18 protein-coding genes are annotated in these 20,811 nt (G+C 48.9%); 10 read left to right on the forward strand and 8 right to left on the reverse strand.

The features are described from left to right. Positions 1-103: 103 nt before the first annotated feature. From EKM75_RS06900 to EKM75_RS06915, 4 genes are all read left to right on the forward strand, one after another. Complete coding sequence (locus EKM75_RS06900) at positions 104-751, forward strand: NAD(P)-dependent oxidoreductase (RefSeq protein WP_125693206.1); 648 nt, start codon at positions 104-106, stop codon at positions 749-751. A gap of 101 nt (positions 752-852) precedes the next feature. Then, positions 853-2,196, forward strand: a complete 1,344-nt coding sequence (gene brnQ, locus EKM75_RS06905; RefSeq protein ID WP_164508749.1) for a branched-chain amino acid transport system II carrier protein — start codon at positions 853-855, stop codon at positions 2,194-2,196. Between the two features lie 109 nt (positions 2,197-2,305). Continuing rightward, positions 2,306-2,572, forward strand: a complete 267-nt coding sequence (locus EKM75_RS06910; protein WP_125693210.1) for a hypothetical protein — start codon at positions 2,306-2,308, stop codon at positions 2,570-2,572. A gap of 113 nt (positions 2,573-2,685) precedes the next feature. Beyond that, a complete protein-coding gene (locus EKM75_RS06915; RefSeq protein ID WP_125693212.1) occupies positions 2,686-3,375 on the forward strand; it encodes a YjjG family noncanonical pyrimidine nucleotidase in 690 nt (229 codons plus the stop codon). On the opposite strand, the gene EKM75_RS06920 is transcribed toward EKM75_RS06915, so the two are convergent. From EKM75_RS06920 to rpmH, 8 genes are all read right to left on the reverse strand, one after another. After that, positions 3,372-3,623: a type II toxin-antitoxin system Phd/YefM family antitoxin gene (locus EKM75_RS06920; RefSeq protein WP_125693214.1), complete on the reverse strand. Its 252-nt coding sequence runs from the start codon at positions 3,621-3,623 to the stop codon at positions 3,372-3,374. The two genes, EKM75_RS06915 and EKM75_RS06920, sit on opposite strands and share 4 nt — an antisense overlap. An 84-nt stretch (positions 3,624-3,707) precedes the next feature. Continuing rightward, entirely contained in the window at positions 3,708-4,097 is a 390-nt protein-coding gene (locus EKM75_RS06925; protein ID WP_125693216.1) for a hypothetical protein, read from the reverse strand. A 516-nt stretch (positions 4,098-4,613) separates the two neighbouring features. Continuing rightward, the gene (mnmG, locus tag EKM75_RS06930; RefSeq protein WP_125693218.1) at positions 4,614-6,524 is read right to left on the reverse strand and encodes a tRNA uridine-5-carboxymethylaminomethyl(34) synthesis enzyme MnmG; all 1,911 of its coding nucleotides are present in this window, start codon (positions 6,522-6,524) and stop codon (positions 4,614-4,616) included. A gap of 62 nt (positions 6,525-6,586) precedes the next feature. Continuing rightward, a complete protein-coding gene (gene mnmE / locus EKM75_RS06935) occupies positions 6,587-7,981 on the reverse strand; it encodes a tRNA uridine-5-carboxymethylaminomethyl(34) synthesis GTPase MnmE (protein WP_125693220.1) in 1,395 nt (464 codons plus the stop codon). A gap of 290 nt (positions 7,982-8,271) precedes the next feature. Beyond that, a complete protein-coding gene (jag, locus tag EKM75_RS06940; RefSeq protein ID WP_125693222.1) occupies positions 8,272-9,069 on the reverse strand; it encodes an RNA-binding cell elongation regulator Jag/EloR in 798 nt (265 codons plus the stop codon). 239 nt (positions 9,070-9,308) lie between these two features. Continuing rightward, positions 9,309-10,115 (reverse strand): membrane protein insertase YidC, encoded by an 807-nt coding sequence (yidC, locus tag EKM75_RS06945; RefSeq protein ID WP_125693343.1) that lies wholly within the window; start codon positions 10,113-10,115, stop codon positions 9,309-9,311. Between the two features lie 38 nt (positions 10,116-10,153). Further along, positions 10,154-10,510, reverse strand: a complete 357-nt coding sequence (rnpA, locus tag EKM75_RS06950) for a ribonuclease P protein component (RefSeq protein ID WP_125693224.1) — start codon at positions 10,508-10,510, stop codon at positions 10,154-10,156. Between the two features lie 95 nt (positions 10,511-10,605). After that, positions 10,606-10,740 carry a 50S ribosomal protein L34 gene (gene rpmH, locus EKM75_RS06955; RefSeq protein WP_081624573.1) on the reverse strand — a complete coding sequence of 45 codons (135 nt, stop codon included), beginning with the start codon at positions 10,738-10,740 and terminating at the stop codon, positions 10,606-10,608. Between the two features lie 544 nt (positions 10,741-11,284). On the opposite strand from rpmH, the gene dnaA reads away from it, so the two are divergent. From dnaA to gyrA, 6 genes are all read left to right on the forward strand, one after another. After that, complete coding sequence (gene dnaA / locus EKM75_RS06960; RefSeq protein ID WP_125693226.1) at positions 11,285-12,643, forward strand: chromosomal replication initiator protein DnaA; 1,359 nt, start codon at positions 11,285-11,287, stop codon at positions 12,641-12,643. A gap of 272 nt (positions 12,644-12,915) precedes the next feature. Further along, entirely contained in the window at positions 12,916-14,055 is a 1,140-nt protein-coding gene (gene dnaN, locus EKM75_RS06965) for a DNA polymerase III subunit beta (protein WP_125680579.1), read from the forward strand. A 511-nt stretch (positions 14,056-14,566) separates the two neighbouring features. Next, complete coding sequence (gene yaaA, locus EKM75_RS06970; protein ID WP_125693228.1) at positions 14,567-14,794, forward strand: S4 domain-containing protein YaaA; 228 nt, start codon at positions 14,567-14,569, stop codon at positions 14,792-14,794. Then, complete coding sequence (recF, locus tag EKM75_RS06975; protein WP_125680583.1) at positions 14,794-15,948, forward strand: DNA replication/repair protein RecF; 1,155 nt, start codon at positions 14,794-14,796, stop codon at positions 15,946-15,948. Before yaaA ends, recF begins: the two co-directional genes overlap by 1 nt. A gap of 3 nt (positions 15,949-15,951) precedes the next feature. Continuing rightward, positions 15,952-17,895 (forward strand): DNA topoisomerase (ATP-hydrolyzing) subunit B, encoded by a 1,944-nt coding sequence (gyrB, locus tag EKM75_RS06980; protein WP_125693230.1) that lies wholly within the window; start codon positions 15,952-15,954, stop codon positions 17,893-17,895. A 31-nt stretch (positions 17,896-17,926) separates the two neighbouring features. Beyond that, positions 17,927-20,473 (forward strand): DNA gyrase subunit A, encoded by a 2,547-nt coding sequence (gene gyrA, locus EKM75_RS06985; RefSeq protein WP_125693232.1) that lies wholly within the window; start codon positions 17,927-17,929, stop codon positions 20,471-20,473. Positions 20,474-20,811 lie beyond the last annotated feature (338 nt).

Here is a 20,811-nt window from a genome sequence, read left to right on the forward strand (position 1 = left end):
TTCTCCACTGTACCATACGGTGACAATGAAGGGTCAAAATAGTTGGCGATTGACCAAACTTCCTCTATACTAATCACAACTCAAAAAGGAGGACGATTTTTTTATGAAAATTACAATTATTGGAGCGACCGGTATGGCCGGTAGCGCACTGGTTGCTGAGGCACTCAAGCGAGGGCACCAAGTAACCGCGCTGGCCCGCTCCACCGAAAAATTGGCCGCCTTACCCACGAGCCCTAATCTCACGACCCGCGCCGTAGACGCCTTTGCTGTCACCGCCGCCGACTTGCAGACAGCTGACGTCGTAATCGACGCCTTCGCTACGGCCCCAGCTCAGGCTTACTTACACGTCGACTTGGCTGCTCACCTGGTCCACGTTCTCCGCGAAACAACCACGCCACGCTTAGTCTTCATTTTAGGAGCTGGTAGCCTGCACACGGGTGACGACCGCCACTTATTCGTCAATGATATTGCCAAAGATCCCCACGCAGCTAGTTTTATCAGTGTTCCTCAAAATCAATTGAAGGAGCTCAACTTCCTCCGCGAAGTTGAGGATGTCAACTGGGTCGGCGTTTCTCCTGCTGCTAATTTCCATCCTGGAGAGGCTACCGCAGCACTTTTGGGCGAAGACGACCTGCTCTTCAACGCCCAACAAGAATCAGGTACTTCAGCTGGTACGATGGCCGTTGCCATTTTAAACGAAGTTGAAGACCCACAACACCATAACAGTCGCTTCACCGTAGCTGATAAGTAAGTTTCTGACGCTCACCGTTTCTTCGGCGGGCGTTTTTTGGTATGCTAGTCGTTGATTATGCAGAGACACTGCCTGAAACTTAATAGAAAGTTGCGATTACATTGAAAACTAAATTATCCGGTCGCGAGTTACTCATCATTGGGATGATGCTCTTCGGTCTCTTCTTCGGTGCTGGTAACCTAATTTTCCCGGTCTTCTTGGGACAGCAGGCTGGACATCACGTCTGGACGGCGGTCATCGGCCTGTTGTTAACAGGGATTGGCCTACCGCTCCTGGGGGTCGCAGGGATCGGCTTAACGCGTAGCGAGGGGGTCTTTGACTTAGCCACAAAGGTCAACCGACCGTTCGCCTACGTCTTTACCATCCTCCTTTACCTCACCATTGGCCCGTTCTTTGCCCTACCACGACTAGCGACCACGTCCTTCCAAATTGGTTTAGCCCCCTTTACCAGTCAGGGGGCCCAACCCGCTGTTCTGGCTATTTTCTCCGTTATTTTCTTCTTCACTGCTTGGTGGCTGGCTCGAAATCCCGGCAAGCTCATGGTCTACGTCGGCAAATGGCTGACGCCAACCTTCCTAATTCTACTAGGTATCCTGTTACTCGCCGCCTTTATCAAACCTATGGGTGGCTTTGCTGCCGCTGCCCGTGGCACCTACATTACCGAACCAATTCTCAGCGGGTTCACCGAGGGCTACAACACCATGGACGCCCTCGCCTCACTGGCCTTTGGTATCGTCATCATCAATAGTATTCGCGCTCTTGGCGTCACTGAACCTGGCCAAATTGCCCGCGACGTCATTAAAGGGGGGACGATCAGTATCGTCCTCATGGGCCTGATCTATACGCTGCTGGCTTTAATGGGAACCATGAGTGTTGGCCAATTCTCACCAGCTGCCAACGGGGGCATCACTTTAGCTCAGGTGGCAGCCCACTACTTCGGTACCTTTGGCAACGCCTTGTTGGCACTGATTGTCATCATCGCTTGCCTCAAGACGGCGATTGGCCTGATTTCAGCCTTTGGGGATACCCTACATGAAATGTTCCCACGGGTCCCCTACGCTGCTTTGATTGCAGCGGCCAGTATCTTACCCTGCCTCTTTGCCAACGTGGGACTAACCAAGCTCATTACTTACTCAACACCCGTCCTCATGTTTCTCTACCCGCTAGCCATCGTATTGATCTTCCTGGCAGTGCTATCACCTATTCTGGGAACCTCCCGGTGGTTATTTGGAACCAGCACCCTGATCACCTTAATTCCAGCCATCTTCTCCGCAGTAGCTGCCTTACCGGCTAATCTGCAACAAACTGGTTGGGGCCACGCAATCGTTAGTCTCAACAATCGGCTACCCTTTGCAGCGGCTGGGTTCAGTTGGGTTGTCCCGGCACTACTAGCCATTGCACTAGGTTGGCTACTGGGTCGTCTGTTTGACAAATCAGTGGGTTAACTGACAATCCAATGGTTTTATCTCCCCTTTTACCCCAACTTCTGTTAAAATAAGAGCAAGTTATAACCAAAATCTCATACTCTCATTTAAACGAAACGAGGTAATTCGGATGACCGATACAAAGTACCCAGTCACCCCGCTTAAAATTGGTGTCCCAATTCTGACGGTGGTGCTCTTACTAGCTATGTTATTTCTTCAAGACCCCGTTACTGTCGCGTTCTTATGTTTTAGTTCACTGATTACTGCTATGCTCCACTTCAACGTCTTTGAAAGTACTGCTGACAAGAATCCTTTGAATCGGATCGACCTTGGTATTCAAGTTGCCTTTCTGATTTTATCCGTCGTCCGGGCCTTGGCCATGGGCGGTCACCCTTAACAGCTAGGCTTCGTTATCCAGCAATGGATAACGGAGCCTTTTTTCATACCTAAATTTCACCGAACACCAAACTATGCTAAACTCTGGTAAACCACCTTGAAAGGACCGTAACCATGCTAAAATACGCTATCTTCGACCTCGATGACACCCTGCTTGATTTCACCCGCGGCGAAAACGAAGGAATTACCCATTTGCTAAAAAAATACGGCGTGACTGATATTCAAGCTGGATTTAAGACCTACCTGAACATCAATCACGCCGTCTGGCAAGCTATTGAGCAAGGCGCCCCCCGTGACCAGTTACTAAATGATCGGTTCACGCGCACCTTTGCTGCCATGGGCTTAGCCGTGGACGGTGCTAGCGTCGAAGAACAGTACAACGTCATCCTCGACCATAATTACTATATCTTGGCTGGTGCAGACTCTCTGTTACAAACACTGCGGGCAGCTAATCTGACACTAGTCGTCGCCACTAACGGGACCAAATCCATCCAGTTGAATCGCCTAAATGGCTCCGGTCTCCACCAGTACTTTGATAGCCTCTTCATTTCTGAAGATATCGGCTACACCAAACCAGACCCTCGTTTCTTTGCGCCCATTTTTCAGCATTATCCAGACCTCACACCAGCGAATACCCTGATGATTGGCGACCGCCTCCAGTCTGATATTTTGGGCGCACGCAACGCCCAACTCCACAACGTTTGGTTCAATCCGCAGCATCACGTCAACCGGTTAGACTTCCAACCAACTTACGAAGTAACGACCTACTCGGACCTTCAACGACTCTTACTCACAGAAATTTAACCCCATTCGACTTGATCAGTCCGCAAACTGGTTAGATTGATCCGACTATTTTGCTTGATCGGTGCTGCTGGTGCCTCTAAAAAAGCCAGTTCTGACAAGGCCTGCCATTCTTGCAAAGGTAAAATTACAGCCGCGTGCTCGTCCCGCTCGTCCGTCGGCGTAACTAAAATAGTCTCCTTAAGCTGATGAACCGCCGACAAAATTTCTAAAAAGTCTTCCTGTGCCGCTACTGGTGAATACTGTTTCATGTTAAAGCTCCCCCTTAAAATTAAAAACGCCCGTTAGCGCAGTTAAAGACTAACGTTAACGGACAACGATTCATTTAATGTATTTTACCGGTACGGTGACCCCAGCAACGTTCCCAACAGCACCGCAGCCAATAATAATTGACTGCTAGTAAAGTACCACGCTTGACGGCGACCCAACGCCCGAACAGCCCTAGGATACCGTCGCTGGCGACGCTCAAAACTCGCCATGGCAACTGCTACCAAATCCACCAGTAACAGTAAACCAATGACGCGTGCATTCAGCCAGGCTGGTTGCCAAAGCCCCACTACCACGTAGCTGAGGCCGACGTATAACAACCCATGATACAAAAATCGGTTGCGGCTGACCCGCTCCGACGTGACTGATTGTTGTTGCACGGCTCGTAACAACCGCTGATGTTGCCAGTGACTGCCTAACGTTAACAGCACCCCGAAACTCAACAGACTCGTGTACATTGTAAAAACTCCCCTTGTTTCAAGTAATGTCCCGACATCACTTGCCCCGATATTAGATGACTCTGGGAATATTTTACCAGACTTCGCAGCCAAATGATTAGCTACGCAAAGTCAGTGGTACCCTGCTTACTGATAAATAAGCTGCACCACCGTTTGTTGCCGTTATCTAGGGGTGGCGTAATCACTTACCAGCCAACCGTTTAACGTTGTCTCACTACAGCTTCTACCTTACCGAAGCTATGTTGAAATCTTGCAAAGAATCGGTAAAGATTGTGTTTCCTTTTTATTAATATATTGATATTAGACGTTAATTAATAATTATTAATAACAAAAAAGGGCTTGAGACAAAAGTCTCAAACCCTTTTTGTGCTCCAAACGTAAATAGTCGAGACGTGCAACAACAGGCAGTTAACTCCGCTTAACCCCGCTAGACAAACAATCCAAGACCGGGATTATTCGTCTAGCGACGTTAATGCTCATTGACTAACCGCCTTTGGTCTCACTCTCTTTTCAATGCTAATCGACCTTAGCAATTTTTCCCTGTTCAATGTAGACACTCAGGATAGCAATATCGGCAGGGTTGACCCCACTGATTCGGCTAGCCTGCGCCAACGTTTCCGGTTGAATCTTCTTCAACTTCTGGTGCGCCTCAGTTGCGAGTCCATCAATAGCATCGTAATCGATCTTGGCTGGAATCGCCTTGGCTTCCATCCGCTTCAGCTTGGCCACGTTCTCTTCAGCCTTCTTGATGTAACCAGCGTACTTCAAAGAGATTTCAATCTCCTCAACGATGTGCCGATCTAACGGCTGTTCTGGCGCTGGCATGAACCGCAACAACGTTTGGTAGTCCACGTATGGCCGGCGCAAGAAGGCAGCTGCTAACACGCCATCCTGCAGGGGCTTGTCCCCGTGGCTCTGAACAAACGCGTTGATATCATCCCCAGGCTTGATTCGAATGCTGTTTAGCCGGTCAATTTCAGCCTTGAGCGCCGCCTTTTTAGCCAAGAAGGCCTCGTAGCGTTCATCACTGATCAATCCCAGTTCATGGCCCTTAGCAGTCAACCGTAAATCAGCATTATCGTGCCGCAAAATTAAACGGTATTCGGCCCGACTTGTCAACAGACGGTAAGGTTCGTTAGTCCCCTTGGTGACCAAGTCATCGACCATCACACCAATGTAAGCATCGGAACGCTTCAGCGTAAAGCCAGGCTTACCCTGGGCCCGTAAACCGGCGTTGATCCCAGCTAACAGCCCTTGGCCAGCAGCTTCTTCGTACCCAGATGTTCCGTTCGTTTGGCCCGCTGTAAACAAGTTCTTCAGTGGCTTCGTTTCCAGCGTTGGCCGTAACTGGTATGGTGAAACGACATCGTATTCAATGGCGTAACCTGGCCGCATCATTTGGGCATCTTCTAACCCCTTGATGGAGTGCAAAATCTTCTGCTGAACTTCTTCTGGCATAGACGTTGATAGTCCCTGAACGTACCATTCATCAGTCTTACGACCTTCTGGTTCGAGGAAGAGTTGATGCCGTGGCTTGTCAGCAAACCGAACGATTTTATCCTCAATGGATGGGCAGTAACGGGGGCCAACACCTTCGATCACGCCGGTAAACATAGGCGCACGGTCTAAGTTCTCTCGAATAATATCGTGCGTTTTGGCGTTCGTGTAGGTCAACCAGCACGATAGTTGATTCTTCAGGTCTAAATAAGCACTGTCGGGCGTGGTGAAACTAAAGTGGTTAGGTTCCACGTCGCCGGGCTGTTCTTCCGTTTCATCGTAATGGATCGTATTGCCATCAACCCGTGGTGGGGTCCCAGTCTTAAACCGTTCCAAGTCAAAACCATACTTGGGCAGGTTCGCCGTCAGCTTAGTCGCTGGTTGCGAGTTGTTAGGACCGGAAGAGTACATTAATTCACCAATGATAATTTTACCGCGGGCAGCCGTTCCGGCCGCAACGACCACGGCCTTGGCACTATAACGAGCCCCCGTATTCGTGATGACCCCGTGACAGACGCCATCTTCTACGATTAAATCATCGACGATTCCCTGCCGCAAAGTCAGGTTCGGTTCGCGTTCCAAAGTGTGCTTCATTTCAGCGTGGTAAGCATGCTTATCTGCCTGTGCTCGCAAGGCACGGACAGCTGGGCCCTTCCCCGTATTGAGCATCCGCATCTGAACGTAAGTCTTGTCGATGTTTTGGCCCATCTCGCCACCCAGGGCGTCAATTTCACGGACAACGATTCCCTTGGCTGGACCACCCACGGATGGGTTACATGGCATAAACGCTACCATATCAAGATTGATCGTCATCAACAGGGTCTTATTCCCCATCCGAGCAGCGGCTAAGGCTGCTTCACTACCGGCGTGACCGGCACCAACGACGATAACGTCGTAGTTCTCACCGGGATATTGCTTTACTTCAGTCAAGATTCTTTCCCTCCATGTCTAGCTACATCTGCGCATAGCCGGACGGTCTTATGTGTTTTCCGTTATTTACCTAAACAGAACTGACTAAACAGCTGATCTAACAATTCATCTTGGTAGCTGTCCCCGGTGATTTCACCTAACAGATCCCAGGCACGGGTCATATCAATTTGGACCAAATCGACGGGCATCCCCGCCGCAATCCCGTGTTGCACGTCATCCAAAGCCGCACTGGCTTGATGGAGCAACCCAATATGCCGGGCGTTCGTGACCATCACGGTGTTTTGACTAGACTCAATCCCTTCATCAAAGAACAGGTGAGCAATGGTCGTTTCCAACTCATCCATCCCCGTGCTTTGCAGGATCGAGGTACCGATCAGCGGACTGTCACCAGCTGCTGCTTTAACTTCAGCCATGTCGAGTTTCTCTGGCAGGTCTGTTTTATTTAAAATTAAAATGCGTTGTGTATCGGCCGTAGCTTTCAAAAGTTCACGATCCTCAGCAGTCAACGGTTCACTCGCGTTCAACACCAACATGACTAAGTCAGCCGTATTGATGGCTTTCCGCGAACGTTCGACCCCAATCTTTTCGACCTTATCCTCAGTATCCCGGATACCAGCCGTATCGATCAATTTCAAAGGCACACCCTTAACGTTCACGTATTCTTCAATCACGTCACGGGTAGTACCGGCAACGTCGGTCACAATCGCCTTATCCTCATGTAAGAGGTGGTTCAACAGGCTAGATTTCCCCACGTTGGGACGACCAACGATAGCAGTGGCCAGTCCTTCACGTAAGACTTTCCCCTGCTTCGCCGTTGAAAGCAAGACCTTGATCTGCTTTTGGACCTCTTGGGCCTTCTCTAGCAGCATCTTAGTCGTCATCGTTTCCACGTCATCGTATTCAGGGTAGTCGATATTAACTTCTACTTGAGCCAAGGCATCTAGAATATCTTGACGTAAGTTACGAATCAGTTTAGACAAATCTCCGTCTAATTGGTCTAAAGCTACTTTCATTGACTTGTCCGTTTTAGCTCGAATCAAATCCATCACAGATTCTGCCTGTGTCAAATCGATCCGGCCATTCAGGAAGGCGCGCTTGGTGTATTCACCGGGTTCGGCCAGCCGAGCACCATAGCTCAAGCACAATTGGAGAATCCGGTTCGTAGCCACAATTCCCCCGTGACAATTGATTTCGATGATGTCTTCCTTGGTGTACGTCTTGGGTGCCCGCATCACGGTCGCCATGACTTCATCAACTTCTTCGCCATTCTCCGGGTCAATAATGTGGCCGTAGTGAATCGTGTGACTCGCTACCTTAGTCAAATTGGCACCCTTAAATAACTTAGCGGCAACGCTAAAGACTTCCTCACCGCTCAACCGAATAATGGAAATCCCTCCCTCACCAGGTGGGGTAGAAATTGCTGCAATCGTATCAAACTCTGTTGTGGTGACTGCCATGAGTCATCCTCCTTTGATTTAAAAATCCTTTTAACTACTGAATAATTGGAGCGACATCTTAGTTGCATCGTCCCTTATGAACGGGGAAGCCCATCCCCTTATCAGGGACCGTGGTCACCCGCTACCACACTCTTTCAACCCGGGCGTATCATTTAACGCCATAAAAAAAAGCACCCACTCCACGCCACCTAACTCTGCGCGGATAAAGTACTTTCACTACTTTATCGTAAACTTGATAAGAATGATTGTCTTCACTATAAGGGCAATCACGTCATTTGTCAAACAGAAACCTATGCCGGTTCAATCACAACGGCCCGGTGCGGTTCTTTACCCGCAGAATAGGTCGTCACGTAGCGATTCTTAGCTAGCACGGCATGAATCTGCTTCCGTTCAAACGATGGCATGGGGTCCAAATAAATAGGCTTACCAGTCGCCACGACCTCCCGGGCCGTATTCTCAGCCAAACGAGTTAAAGTCACCGTTCGCCGCTCCCGATAGCCCGCAACGTCCAGTTCAATGTCGACGTGCGCGGCCCCGTTATGGTTCAAGAACAGCTGAGCTAGACTCTGCAAAGCATTAATGGTCCGCCCGTGCTTACCAATCAATAGCCCCTCTTTGTCCGTCGTAAACGTTAAGCGGACTTGCCGGTGAGCACTGCTCTCGACCTCCAGAGAGGCGTCGATACCCAGTTGCTCAACAATGGTCGCCAAGTAGTCTTGCACGGCATCTACAGCCGCCTTACGCTGCTGACGCCGCTCTTCTGGTGTCACCGTCGATTGCTCTTCAGTCGTGGTTGGTGCAACCGAAGCAGCAGCGACCGCTTCCTCTACCGGCTCAGCCGTTGGCGTTGATACCTGAGCCAACGAATCAGTTGCTGCGGTTGAATTTGCCGCTTTCGCTGACTGTTTTTCTTCCTCGGCCACGGGCTTTAGCACAACATCCACCATCGCATCACGCCGACCAATTCCTAGTAGACCCTTACGCGGGGTTGCTACGACCTTAATTGCGACCTGGTCTCGTTCACAGTTCAGCGCGGCCAGTCCCGCGGCAATCGCTGCTTCTTCCGTTTTCCCCGTAAAGATCGTCATCGTTCATTCCTCCGTATCGTTTTCGCTAAGCTTCAGTATACCATACTGCCCTGATACAACTAGTCCTATAAAAAAGGATGGTCAGCAGGATAATTACGTATTTCCGCCTTACCGGATGTCAGATATGAGTTTCATCCCTGGTATCCAGCGTGCATCGTGTTATCCTTTATCCCCTAAATTAGGCACAAGAAAAGGGCTTGGAATGAACTCCCAGGCCCTTAAAATGCATTTATGTTTAACTATTTACGCTTACTTTGCTTAGCACGACGAACAGCCTTTTTAACTGCGCGATCATGCGCTGCCTTTTCCCGATTCTTCACGTCACGCTCTGCTTGAATCTTCCAAGGGTTCTGGATAAGCAAGGTTTGCCCAACTTGGAAAATGTAGGAAACGGTCCAGTAAAGTGACAGTGATGAAGCCACGTTCAGGGCAGTGAAGAAGACCACTACCGGCATCCCGACAACCATCATTGTGTTCATTGAACTGGACTCTGGGGCGGACTTCGTGGTTAACCACGAACTAGCGAACGTTGCCAATGCGGCTAGGATCGGTAGGATGAAGTACGGGTCCTTGTGACCAAGTTGCAGCCATAAAAAACTCCCAGTACGTAATTCTGCCGTCCGCCAAATGGCTTGATACAGTGCCCAGATAATAGGCAATTGCACAACAGCTGGTAAACAACCCAACATAGGATTGATACCGGCTTCCGAGTACAGCTTTTGCTGCTCGGTCTGCAATTTCTGCATCGTCTCGCGATCCTTAGACGAATATTTCTTTTGCAGTGCTTTGAGTTGAGGTTGAACCTCTTGGGTCTTCCGCATGCTTCGCGTTTGGAAGATCATCAATGGCATCAAGATAATCCGAATGATTACGGTAAAGATAATAATCCCAACACCGTAACTTCCACCAAACAAGTCAGCCAACCAGATAATCGCCCGGGAGAAGTTCAAGACGATCAGACCGTCCCACAACCCCGTACTTTGATTGGTGATTGGCTTGTTGCTACAAGCGGAAAGGATAAAGACCAAACTCACAATGCCCAGCATAAGTAGGGTACGTTTGTACTTTTTGACGTTTTTCACGTTTATTCCTCGCTAAAGTTGGAATCCAACAGTTTGGCTAGCTTCAACACGTGGATCATACTGCTTTTCGCGTCGGGCATGGCAATACCATCGGCTCGGGGACGAGCAATCACGAGAAAGTCCACATCCTGCTTGAGGTAGGGCTTTAACTCGAGGAGACTCTGCCGAATCCGACGTTTCACCCAATTACGGTGAACGGCGTTACCAATTTTCTTCCCGACGGAAATGCCGACCCGAAAGTGCTTCTGGCTAGGCTTTTCCATTGAGTACACCACGAATTGCCGATTGGCGACTGAATTCCTGGTTTCAAAGACCTGCTGAAATTCCGCTTCTTTCTTAATGCGGTAAGATTTTCGCATGTGCATCTCCAAAATTCTCGATTTACAGTCCGTGAGGGATTGGTGATCCAGTCACCCCGCAGATAAAATAAAAAGACCACTGAACCATCAGCGGCCTATGCAGACAATACTTTACGTCCCTTTTGACGGCGACGTGCTAATACTTGACGGCCATTGCTAGTGCTCATGCGCTTGCGGAAGCCGTGGACACGTGAACGGTGACGTTTCTTTGGTTGGAAAGTACGCTTCATCGTAAAAACTCCTCTCTTAACTATGACTATATTTTCATCTGGGAGTCCCAGACTTGGATACATCTAGTAAATGCATTTCCTGAACATATTAGCATAAAAACGGCTGGATTGAAATAGCAAGTTTCGATTTCATAGAAAAAGTTGTTCCCAGTAAAATTTGTTTCATGCACTTTGCTTGTGGATAACTCTAATATCTAGAAAAAGTTATTTCGGACTTGACCACCGAGTTATCCACCGTTCCACAGGCTGTTAATTTTTAAAAAATAGGTTTTGTTGATTCTGTGGATAACTTGTGAAACACTTACTGCTATGCGGTTATTAGAGAATAAGCTTCTGTGCATAACTAAAACAAAAGAAAACTATCCACAGATTCTCACAAGCCTGTGGATAACTCTATTCACTTCCTGTGAAACAATTATTCACAGCCTCCAATACCCTGTGGAAAACTTTTTTTCTTCATGCTACACTGGATTTACGTTTTCTTTTGGGGAGACTACGCCCAATTGATAAATGAGCATCTAAACTAAAATAGGGGGATACATCAGTGCCAGACATGTTAACTTTGTGGACTGATATCAAGGCGTTGTTCGAAGAGAACAATTCCAAGACGGCCTACGCGACTTGGATTGAAACAGCCAAGCCGATTGCCCTCGAAGGCAACAAATTAACGTTGGAACTCCCATCACCCCTGCATCGTGATTACTGGACCCATCAACACCTGGACCAGCAATTGGTAGAATACGCATACCAAGCCGCTCACGAAGATATTCAGCCCGTCCTTATTTTGGAAGGGGAGCGTCAACAACAAGCGACGCTCAAAGCCAAGACCGCGACTCCTGGAGAAGCGGCCTCAACGGAACCAACGCCCACCTTTATGAAGGAAACGGCGTTGAATTCGCGCTACACGTTTGACACTTTCGTTATCGGAAAAGGTAACCAGATGGCCCACGCAGCGGCCCTGGTTGTCTCGGAAGAACCCGGCGTGATGTACAATCCGCTGTTCTTCTATGGTGGCGTTGGTTTGGGCAAGACCCACTTGATGCACGCGATCGGCAACAAAATGCTTGAAGATCACCCGGACACCAAGGTTAAATACGTGACTAGCGAGGCCTTCACGAACGACTTCATTAATGCGATTCAAACTCGGACGCAGGAGCAGTTTCGACAGGAGTACCGTAACGTTGATCTGCTACTGGTCGATGATATTCAGTTCTTCGCTAATAAGGAAGGAACCCAAGAAGAGTTCTTCCATACATTTAATGCACTCTACGACGATGGCAAACAAATCGTTTTGACGTCCGACCGTCTGCCTAACGAAATTCCTAAGTTGCAAGACCGGTTAGTCTCCCGGTTTGCTTGGGGATTATCCGTTGACATCACGCCACCAGACCTCGAAACGCGAATTGCTATCTTACGTAATAAGGCGGATGCCGATCAAATCGACATCCCCGATGACACACTCAGTTATATCGCCGGTCAAATTGACTCCAACGTGCGTGAACTTGAGGGCGCCTTAGCCCGTGTTCAGGCCTATTCGCAACTCATGCATCAGCCGATTACCACCGACCTGGCAGCCGAAGCGCTCAAGAGCCTGAACCTCGCTAACGCTAGCGACGCCATCACCATTCCATTGATTCAAGATAAGGTCGCCAACTATTTCCACGTCTCACTCAAAGACTTAAAGGGTAAGAAGCGGAAAAAGGCGATCGTGATGCCCCGGCAAATTGCCATGTATCTCTCACGTGAATTGACCGAAGCATCCTTACCACGTATCGGCAACGAATTTGGCGGTAAAGACCACACTACCGTCATCCACGCCTACGACAAAATTACGGACTCCTTAAAGACTGATCTTGAACTGCAAAAGGATATCGACAGTCTCAAGGAGGACCTTCGTCGTTAGGAGGGGATCGTCTGAGTCTAACGACTAAAGTTACGGACTCATGACGGTCTTTTTGTGACCGATTGGGGTATCATGAAGAGTAGCAAGCCCACGGTGTGTGGATAAAAAAGAATAACCCTCAGAGTTTTCCACAAGTTATCCACAGGTGGAAAACCCTAACTGCTTAGTAGTTTCTCAAAGTTATCCACAAAATACACCGCTCTACTACGGCTACTATTTTTTTCTTTTAATTAAGTAAATAACCCGCACCACGAAAAAGGAGTGTCCAATCTATGAAATTCTCAATCAACCGGGCTGCGTTCATTAAGGAATTGAATAATGTCTCCCGGGCCATCTCTTCCAAGACCACGATTCCCATTTTGACGGGATTAAAAATCGTCGCTAGTGACGCTGGGTTACTTTTAACCGGATCCAACGCAGATATTTCCATTGAAACGTTGATTCGCGCTGATGACCCAGACATTGGTTTAGCTATTGATGAACCGGGTTCTATTGTCTTAACGGCGCGGTTCTTTAGCGAAATCGTTAAGCGATTACCTGAAAAAGATATGACGGTGACCGTTAAAGACGGGTTCCAAACGGAAATTACTTCTGGTTCAGCCGCCTTTAACATTAACGGCCAGGATGCGAATAACTATCCGCACTTACCTGAGATTGATGCCGCTGATTCAGTCGTTCTTTCTGGTGCGGTCTTCAAGGAATTGATCAGTCAGACTGTTATTGCCGTGTCCAACCAGGAAAGTCGGCCAATCTTGACCGGGGTGCACTTTGTCTTAGCAGATAACCAATTCTTGGCCGTCGCCACGGACAGTCACCGGTTGAGTCAACGCCAGATTGAACTGCCAACACCTAGTGAAGCTTCATTTGACGTGATTATTCCAGGGAAGAGTTTGACTGAACTCTCACGGATGATCGGGGATGACGATGCCGACGTGAAGATGCAGTTCTCTGAAAACCAAGTGCTGTTCTTACTGGGTGATACTTCCTTCTACTCACGGTTATTAGAGGGAAACTATCCCGATACGTCACGGTTAATTCCCAAAGATGCTTCAACGACCGTTGAGTTCGAAGCGCCAGAATTATTGGCAGCCGTAGAACGGGCCTCCCTGTTGTCTCATGAATCACGGAACAACGTGGTTAAATTGACGCTGACGCCTGCCGACAATCAGGTCACTATCTTCAGTAATTCTCCTGACGTGGGGAACGTTGAAGAAGAGTTGGCACCTAAGGCTTTGGATGGGGAAGACCTGGAGATTTCCTTCAATCCTGATTATATGAAGGATGCGCTCCATTCATTTGGTCAGGCGACGATTCGGGTCGCCTTCACCTCAGCTTTGCGGCCATTTACGTTGGTTCCAACTGAAGATACGAGTAACTTTATTCAACTGATTACGCCAGTCCGGACGTTCTAGCCGAACGACTTGGGGTGTATCGCAATGTATGAGAGGGTCTGAGGCATAGGTCTCAGACCTTTTTTGTCGCCGATTTTGCTGCGCCGGAATGTGGCCAGGTAGTAGCTAGTTCTGAGTAGCAAATAGGTTGCATCTGAGAATTTATCCGGAGGGGGGCAGCCACGGTCTGTCACCTGCCAATTTGACGAATTGGTCCAGGTAAACACTCACGGTGGGTGAAACCTTGCAAACCAAGTGAAAGCTGACCTTATTTTGGGGTGAAATTAGTACTTGCGTGCGCAATTAATGGCTGTTTTCGATTAATAAACGGTAAAAGTTGGATTTGAGCACAAAAAAAGGCATATTTTGATATAAGCGGGTTCTTTTTTGTTCTGAGCAAATTTAGTAGCTTTTTACCAAAAATATCATAAACGGCCTAAATCGGCTGAGAACGCAAAAATAAGGTGGTCAACCTGTACCTTTCGTTTAAAAAGCGGTATAATATAAGAGAAGAAAATTAAGGGGTGAAATTGTGAAAAAAGAAGTTTTCATTGACACGCCCTACATCACTTTAGGCCAGTTACTCAAGGAAGAATCCATTATCAGTACTGGCGGCCAATCCAAGTGGTATTTACGCGAAAACACCGTAAATATTAACGACGAGCCGGACAACCGGCGTGGCCGTAAACTGTATCCTGGTGATACGGTGGAAGTGCCTGATACGGGATTGTTTTTTATACGCTCAAAGCAGGGTGAATAATGTATTTGCAAGAGTTGCAGCTGCAGCATTTTCGGAATTACCCAACGGCTGATTTGCAGTTGGGGCAGGGCATTAATGTTTTGCTTGGTGAAAATGCGCAAGGCAAGACCAATCTATTAGAGGCAATTTACGTGCTGGCGTTAACGCGCAGTCACCGTACCGCCAATGACCATGATTTGGTCAATTGGCAGGCCAAGACGGCCAAGGTCAGTGGCCGGGTCGTTAAATCTGCCGGCACGGTGCCGTTAGAGCTCACATTTTCACGCCAAGGGAAGCGCGCCAAGGTGAATCATTTGGAGCAAGCCCGGTTGTCTCAATACGTGGGACAGCTCAACGTGATCTTGTTTGCACCGGAAGACCTCGCCATTGTTAAGGGCGCACCGACCGTTCGGCGACGCTTCATGGACATGGAATTTGGTCAGATGAATCCGCGGTATCTCTACAACTTGAGCCAATATCGGACGTTGTTAAAACAGCGAAATCGGTATCTAAAGGATCTCCAGCACAAGCAAAAAAAGGACCTCCTTTTTTTGTCTGTCCTGTCAGACCAGTTAGCAGCATTTGGGGCAGAGATCATCATGGCACGGTTGACGATGCTGAAGAAATTGGAGCATTGGGCGCAAGCCATTCATGCTGAGATTTCGCAGCAACGTGAAGAGCTGACGTTTCATTACGCTACACAGGTGGCTGACGATCAGTTAACGGACGCCAAGACCATCTGTGATGCGCTGACCGCGCTTTACGCGAAGCAGCAGGAAAAGGAGCTCTATCAGGGCACGACCTTGGTTGGTCCTCACCGTGATGACCTGCACTTCCAGGTTAACGGGAAGAACGTGCAAACGTTCGGGTCACAGGGCCAACAGCGGACAACTGCATTGAGTGTCAAACTTGCCGAGATTGATTTGATGAAGGAAGAGACTGGCGAATACCCAGTCTTATTGCTTGATGATGTACTTTCAGAACTGGATGATGCGCGCCAAACGCATTTATTGACGGCCATTCAGGACAAGGTACAGACGTTTATCACCACCACCAGTTTGAGCGGCATCACGCGCAAACTGATCAAGGATCCGACCATTTTTCACGTGGCCGATGGAACCGTGGTGGCGGATGGGTCGCCTGAACAGGGCGATGCAGCAACAAAGGAGGATTAGGCAGTGGCTAACGAACACGAAACCAAAGCAGAACGAGCTAGGGAATATGATGCCAGCCAAATTCAAGTCTTAGAGGGCTTGGAGGCTGTGCGAAAACGTCCCGGGATGTACATTGGCTCGACGAGTGCCCAAGGCCTGCACCACTTGGTCTGGGAAATTGTTGATAACGGGATCGACGAAGCCTTGGCGGGCTTTGCCAACGAAATTCACGTGACCGTTAACATGGATAATAGTGTGACCGTAACTGATAACGGTCGGGGAATCCCCATCGATATTCAAAAAAAGACGGGGAAACCCGCCCTCGAAACGGTCTTCACGATCCTGCATGCCGGTGGGAAGTTCGGCGGTGGCGGTTACAAGGTCTCCGGTGGACTTCACGGGGTTGGTGCGTCTGTTGTTAACGCCCTGTCTACCGAACTGGATGCGCAAGTTATCCGGGATGGCAAGAAGTATGGGATGAAGTTCAACCGTGGTCACGTGGCTGAACCAATGCACGTGCTCGAAGAAGGACTTCCTATCGATGATCACGGGACCATTGTTCATTTCCTGCCGGATCCAGATATCTTCCGGGAAACGACGACGTTTGATATCAAAACGTTGACGACGCGGATTCGCGAGCTCGCCTTCCTGAACAAAGGCCTGCGCATCACCATCCGGGATGAACGCCCAGAAACGCCAACGGAAGACGACTTCCTCTATGAAGGTGGAATTCGCCATTACGTTGATTACTTAAACGAAAACAAAGAAACGTTGTTTGAACCACCAATTTACGTGGAAGGCCAAGAGAATGGCATTACCGTTGAAGTGGCGCTTCAATACACCGATGACTATCACAACAACTTGTTGACCTTTACCAACAACATCCACACCTACGAAGGTGGGACGCATGAGGAAGGGTTCAAACGGGCATTGACGCGGGTCGTGAACGACTACGCTCGGCAGAATAAACTGATGAAGGACAACGAACCCAACTTAACGGGGGATGATGTTCGTGAAGGTTTGACGGCCGTCGTTTCCGTGAAGCACCCGGACCCCCAATTTGAAGGTCAAACCAAGACCAAATTAGGGAATTCCGATGCACGGACCGCCGTGGATCATACGTTTGCTGACCACTTTATGCGTTACTTGATGGAACATCCTGACATTGCCCGCAAGGTTGTGGACAAGGGGACGTTGGCTTCTAAGGCGCGAGTGGCTGCTAAACGGGCGCGTGAAGTTACGCGGAAGAAGAGCGGGTTGGAAATTTCCAACCTCCCTGGTAAGCTGGCGGACAACACGTCTAAAGATCCAGCTATCTCTGAATTGTTTATTGTCGAAGGGGATTCCGCTGGTGGCTCTGCTAAGCAGGGGCGTTCGCGGTTGACGCAAGCGATTTTACCAATTCGGGGTAAGATTTTGAACGTTGAAAAGGCCTCGATGGATCGTATCTTGGCCAATGAAGAAATTCGGTCAATGTTCACGGCTATGGGAACTGGTTTTGGGAACGACTTTGATGTTTCCAAGGCCAATTACCACAAGCTGATCATCATGACTGATGCCGATGTCGATGGGGCCCATATTCGGACCTTATTGTTGACGTTGATCTACCGCTACATGCGGCCATTATTGGATGCCGGTTTCGTTTACATCGCCTGCCCACCCCTTTATCGGGTCCGGCAAGGTAAGATGCAACGGTACCTGGATAGCGATGATGAATTGAAAGAACTCTTAGGACAATTACCACCAGCACCGAAACCACAAATCCAACGGTACAAAGGGTTAGGGGAAATGGACGCGGAACAATTATGGGAAACGACCATGAATCCAGAAAACCGGCGGCTCTTACGAGTTGATGCCGAAGATGCTATCAACGCTGACCAAGTCTTTACCATGTTGATGGGAGACAAAGTGGCGCCACGGCGTCAGTTCATCGAAGATAATGCCACCTTCGCTGAATTGGATGTTTAGTGTGTGTTAGGGAAGAACGGAGGGTAAAGATTTGGCTGATCAAGATTATTTAAGTCGGATTACCGACGTTGACCTTTCACAAACGATGCGGACATCCTTCTTGGATTACGCAATGAGCGTGATTGTTCAACGGGCGTTACCAGACGTGCGGGACGGGCTAAAACCCGTTCACCGTCGGATTTTATATGATATGCATGAACTGGGAATTACTCCCGACAAGCCATTCCGGAAATCAGCCCGGATGGTTGGGGATGTTCTTGGTAAGTATCACCCCCATGGTGACTCGGCTGTGTACGAATCCATGGTGCGGATGGCGCAAGACTTTTCATACCGCTACATGCTGGTTGATGGTCATGGGAACTTTGGTTCCGTCGATGGTGATGGGGCCGCTGCCATGCGGTATACCGAAGCGCGGTTAAGTAAAATCGCGATGGAAATGCTGCGTGACATCAACAAAGATACGATTGATTTTCAAGATAACTATGACGGTAGCGAACGGGAACCCGTTGTGCTGCCATCACGGTTCCCGAACCTCTTGGTCAACGGGGCTTCCGGGATTGCTGTGGGGATGGCTACCAACATTCCACCTCACAACTTAACGGAAGTTATCAGTGCTTTACACATCTTGATGGACAATCCCGATGCCAGCTTGGCTGAGTTGATGGAGGCCTTACCAGGTCCCGACTTCCCAACTGGTGGGATCGTTATGGGTAAGGCAGCCATTCGCCGGGCTTACGAGACCGGGAAGGGCACCATTACCTTGCGGGCTAAGGTCGACATTGAGGAAGAAAAGAACGGGAAGCAACGCATTGTGGCCACGGAAATTCCGTACATGGTCAACAAGGCTAAGCTGATCGAACGAATCGCTGAATTAGCTCGGGACAAGCGAATCGAAGGCATCACGGATGTCAACGATGAAACCGACCGGACGGGGATGCGAATCGTCATTGACGTTCGTCGTGACGCCAGTGCTGAAGTCATCTTGAACAACTTGTACAAGATGACATTGATGCAGACCTCCTTTGGAATCAATATGTTGGCCATCGTTAACGGTGCGCCTAAGGTCCTGGGGTTAAAGGCTATCTTGCAGTACTACCTGGAATTCCAGATGGAAGTTATTCGTCGGCGGACTGCCTTTGAATTACGGAAGGCTGAAGCCCGGGCGCACATCCTGGAAGGGTTGCGGATTGCCCTAGACCACATCGATGCCATTATTACCATCATCCGTCAGTCACAAACGGCGGAAGTGGCTAAGAATGAATTGATGACTCGTTACAGCTTGTCAGATAAGCAATCGCAAGCCATTTTGGATATGCGGTTAGTTCGTTTGACCGGTTTGGAACGTGAAAAGGTTGAGAAAGAATATAACGAAGTGATGGCTAACATCAAGGATTACAAGGAAATCTTGGCATCCAAGGATCGGCAACAAGCCATCATTTATCAAGAATTGTTAGATATTCAAAACAAGTTTGGCGACGCACGACGGACCGAATTAATGGTCGGCGAAGTGTTGAGCCTGGAAGACGAAGACTTGATCGCTGAAGAAGACGTTGTGGTCTCACTGACGCATAACGGGTACATCAAGCGCTTGCCAACGTCTGAATTTAAGGCACAAAACCGTGGTGGTAAAGGGGTCCAAGGGATGGGCGTGCACGATGATGATTTCATCGAACACCTCGTAGCGACCTCCACCCACGATATGTTGTTGTTCTTTACGAACACTGGGAAGGTCTACCGGATGAAGGGATATGAAATCCCTGAATACGGTCGGACTGCCAAGGGGATTCCTGTAATCAACTTACTGGGAATCAACAACAACGAACACGTACAGGCCGTTATTAACGTCGCTAACCCTGGTGAAAACGAAGATAGGGATATCTTCTTCACCACGGTACAAGGGACCGTTAAACGGACGCCTGTGGACGAATTTGCCAATATCCGGAGTAATGGTTTGAAAGCCATCAACTTGAAGGAAGACGACGAATTGATCGACGTGGACATCATCAATGGTGATGCCAACATGATCATCGGGACCCACTTGGGTTACGCCGTTAGCTTTGCTGCTCAGGATGTTCGGTCGATGGGTCGTTCCGCAACCGGTGTCCGGGGGATTCGCCTACGGGACAGTGACTACGTCATTGGTGCCAGCGTGCTCAAGCCAGACAGTCACGTGTTTGTCATTTCCGAAAAGGGTTACGGGAAGCAAACGGCTGCTAGCGAGTACCCAATCAAGGGCCGTGGCGGTAAAGGAATCAAGACCGTTAACGTGACCGAGAAGAACGGACCGTTGGCTGGATTGACCACCTTGAACGGTGATGAAGACTTAATGTTAGTTACCGATAAGGGTGTTATGATCCGGTTCAGTGGCGCTGATGTTTCCGAAACGGGACGGGCAACCTTAGGGGTTCACCTGATTCGTTTGGCCGACGATACTGCTGTGGCAACCATGGCTAAAGTCGACAAGGAAGCCGACACGTCGGATGAAGCCGCTGATGGAACTGCTGCTAACGAGGAGGCACCGTCAACTGACGAAGCCACTCACGTTACCCCAGATTCCGATGCACCAACTGAAGATTAAATTGTCTTGTAAAGGGACCTTACCAACTGGTAGGGTCCTTTTTGCGTGCTCATTTGGCTAAAGATAAACGACGGTCTTGGAAACGCTCGTTGGGATGAGCGAGCGTTAAAGCTGATGTTAGTCGACTTTGTCTCTCAGAAAGCCAGCCGTTACTTGCAGAAAAGATAAGTCTTACAAGGCGATTAGTTTTGGTGATATACCATTACATGATTTCACCGATATTTGGCAAAATGAAAACATATGTTAATTATTGAGTAGCATGTACTTTTCTTCACGACCATGTTATAGTGACTTTAGACAGATAGGCGGATGTGTTACAAAAACGAAAGGGGTATTAC

The organism is Levilactobacillus tongjiangensis, from assembly GCF_003946345.1.
GTDB lineage: Bacteria > Bacillota > Bacilli > Lactobacillales > Lactobacillaceae > Levilactobacillus > Levilactobacillus tongjiangensis.

Excerpts from the sequence above, each read along its gene's own strand:
- dnaN (WP_125680579.1), top strand. The coding sequence starts at position 12,916 with ATGAAATTCTCAATCAACCGGGCTGCGTTCATTAAGGAATTGAATAAT.
- rnpA (WP_125693224.1), bottom strand. The coding sequence starts at position 10,510 with ATGCGAAAATCTTACCGCATTAAGAAAGAAGCGGAATTTCAGCAGGTC.
- EKM75_RS06920 (WP_125693214.1), bottom strand. The coding sequence starts at position 3,623 with ATGAAACAGTATTCACCAGTAGCGGCACAGGAAGACTTTTTAGAAATT.
- mnmE (WP_125693220.1), bottom strand. The coding sequence starts at position 7,981 with ATGGCAGTCACCACAACAGAGTTTGATACGATTGCAGCAATTTCTACC.
- recF (WP_125680583.1), top strand. The coding sequence starts at position 14,794 with ATGTATTTGCAAGAGTTGCAGCTGCAGCATTTTCGGAATTACCCAACG.
- EKM75_RS06900 (WP_125693206.1), top strand. The coding sequence starts at position 104 with ATGAAAATTACAATTATTGGAGCGACCGGTATGGCCGGTAGCGCACTG.
- EKM75_RS06925 (WP_125693216.1), bottom strand. The coding sequence starts at position 4,097 with ATGTACACGAGTCTGTTGAGTTTCGGGGTGCTGTTAACGTTAGGCAGT.
- EKM75_RS06910 (WP_125693210.1), top strand. The coding sequence starts at position 2,306 with ATGACCGATACAAAGTACCCAGTCACCCCGCTTAAAATTGGTGTCCCA.
- EKM75_RS06915 (WP_125693212.1), top strand. The coding sequence starts at position 2,686 with ATGCTAAAATACGCTATCTTCGACCTCGATGACACCCTGCTTGATTTC.
- jag (WP_125693222.1), bottom strand. The coding sequence starts at position 9,069 with ATGACGATCTTTACGGGGAAAACGGAAGAAGCAGCGATTGCCGCGGGA.
- yidC (WP_125693343.1), bottom strand. The coding sequence starts at position 10,115 with ATGCTGGGCATTGTGAGTTTGGTCTTTATCCTTTCCGCTTGTAGCAAC.
- rpmH (WP_081624573.1), bottom strand. The coding sequence starts at position 10,740 with ATGAAGCGTACTTTCCAACCAAAGAAACGTCACCGTTCACGTGTCCAC.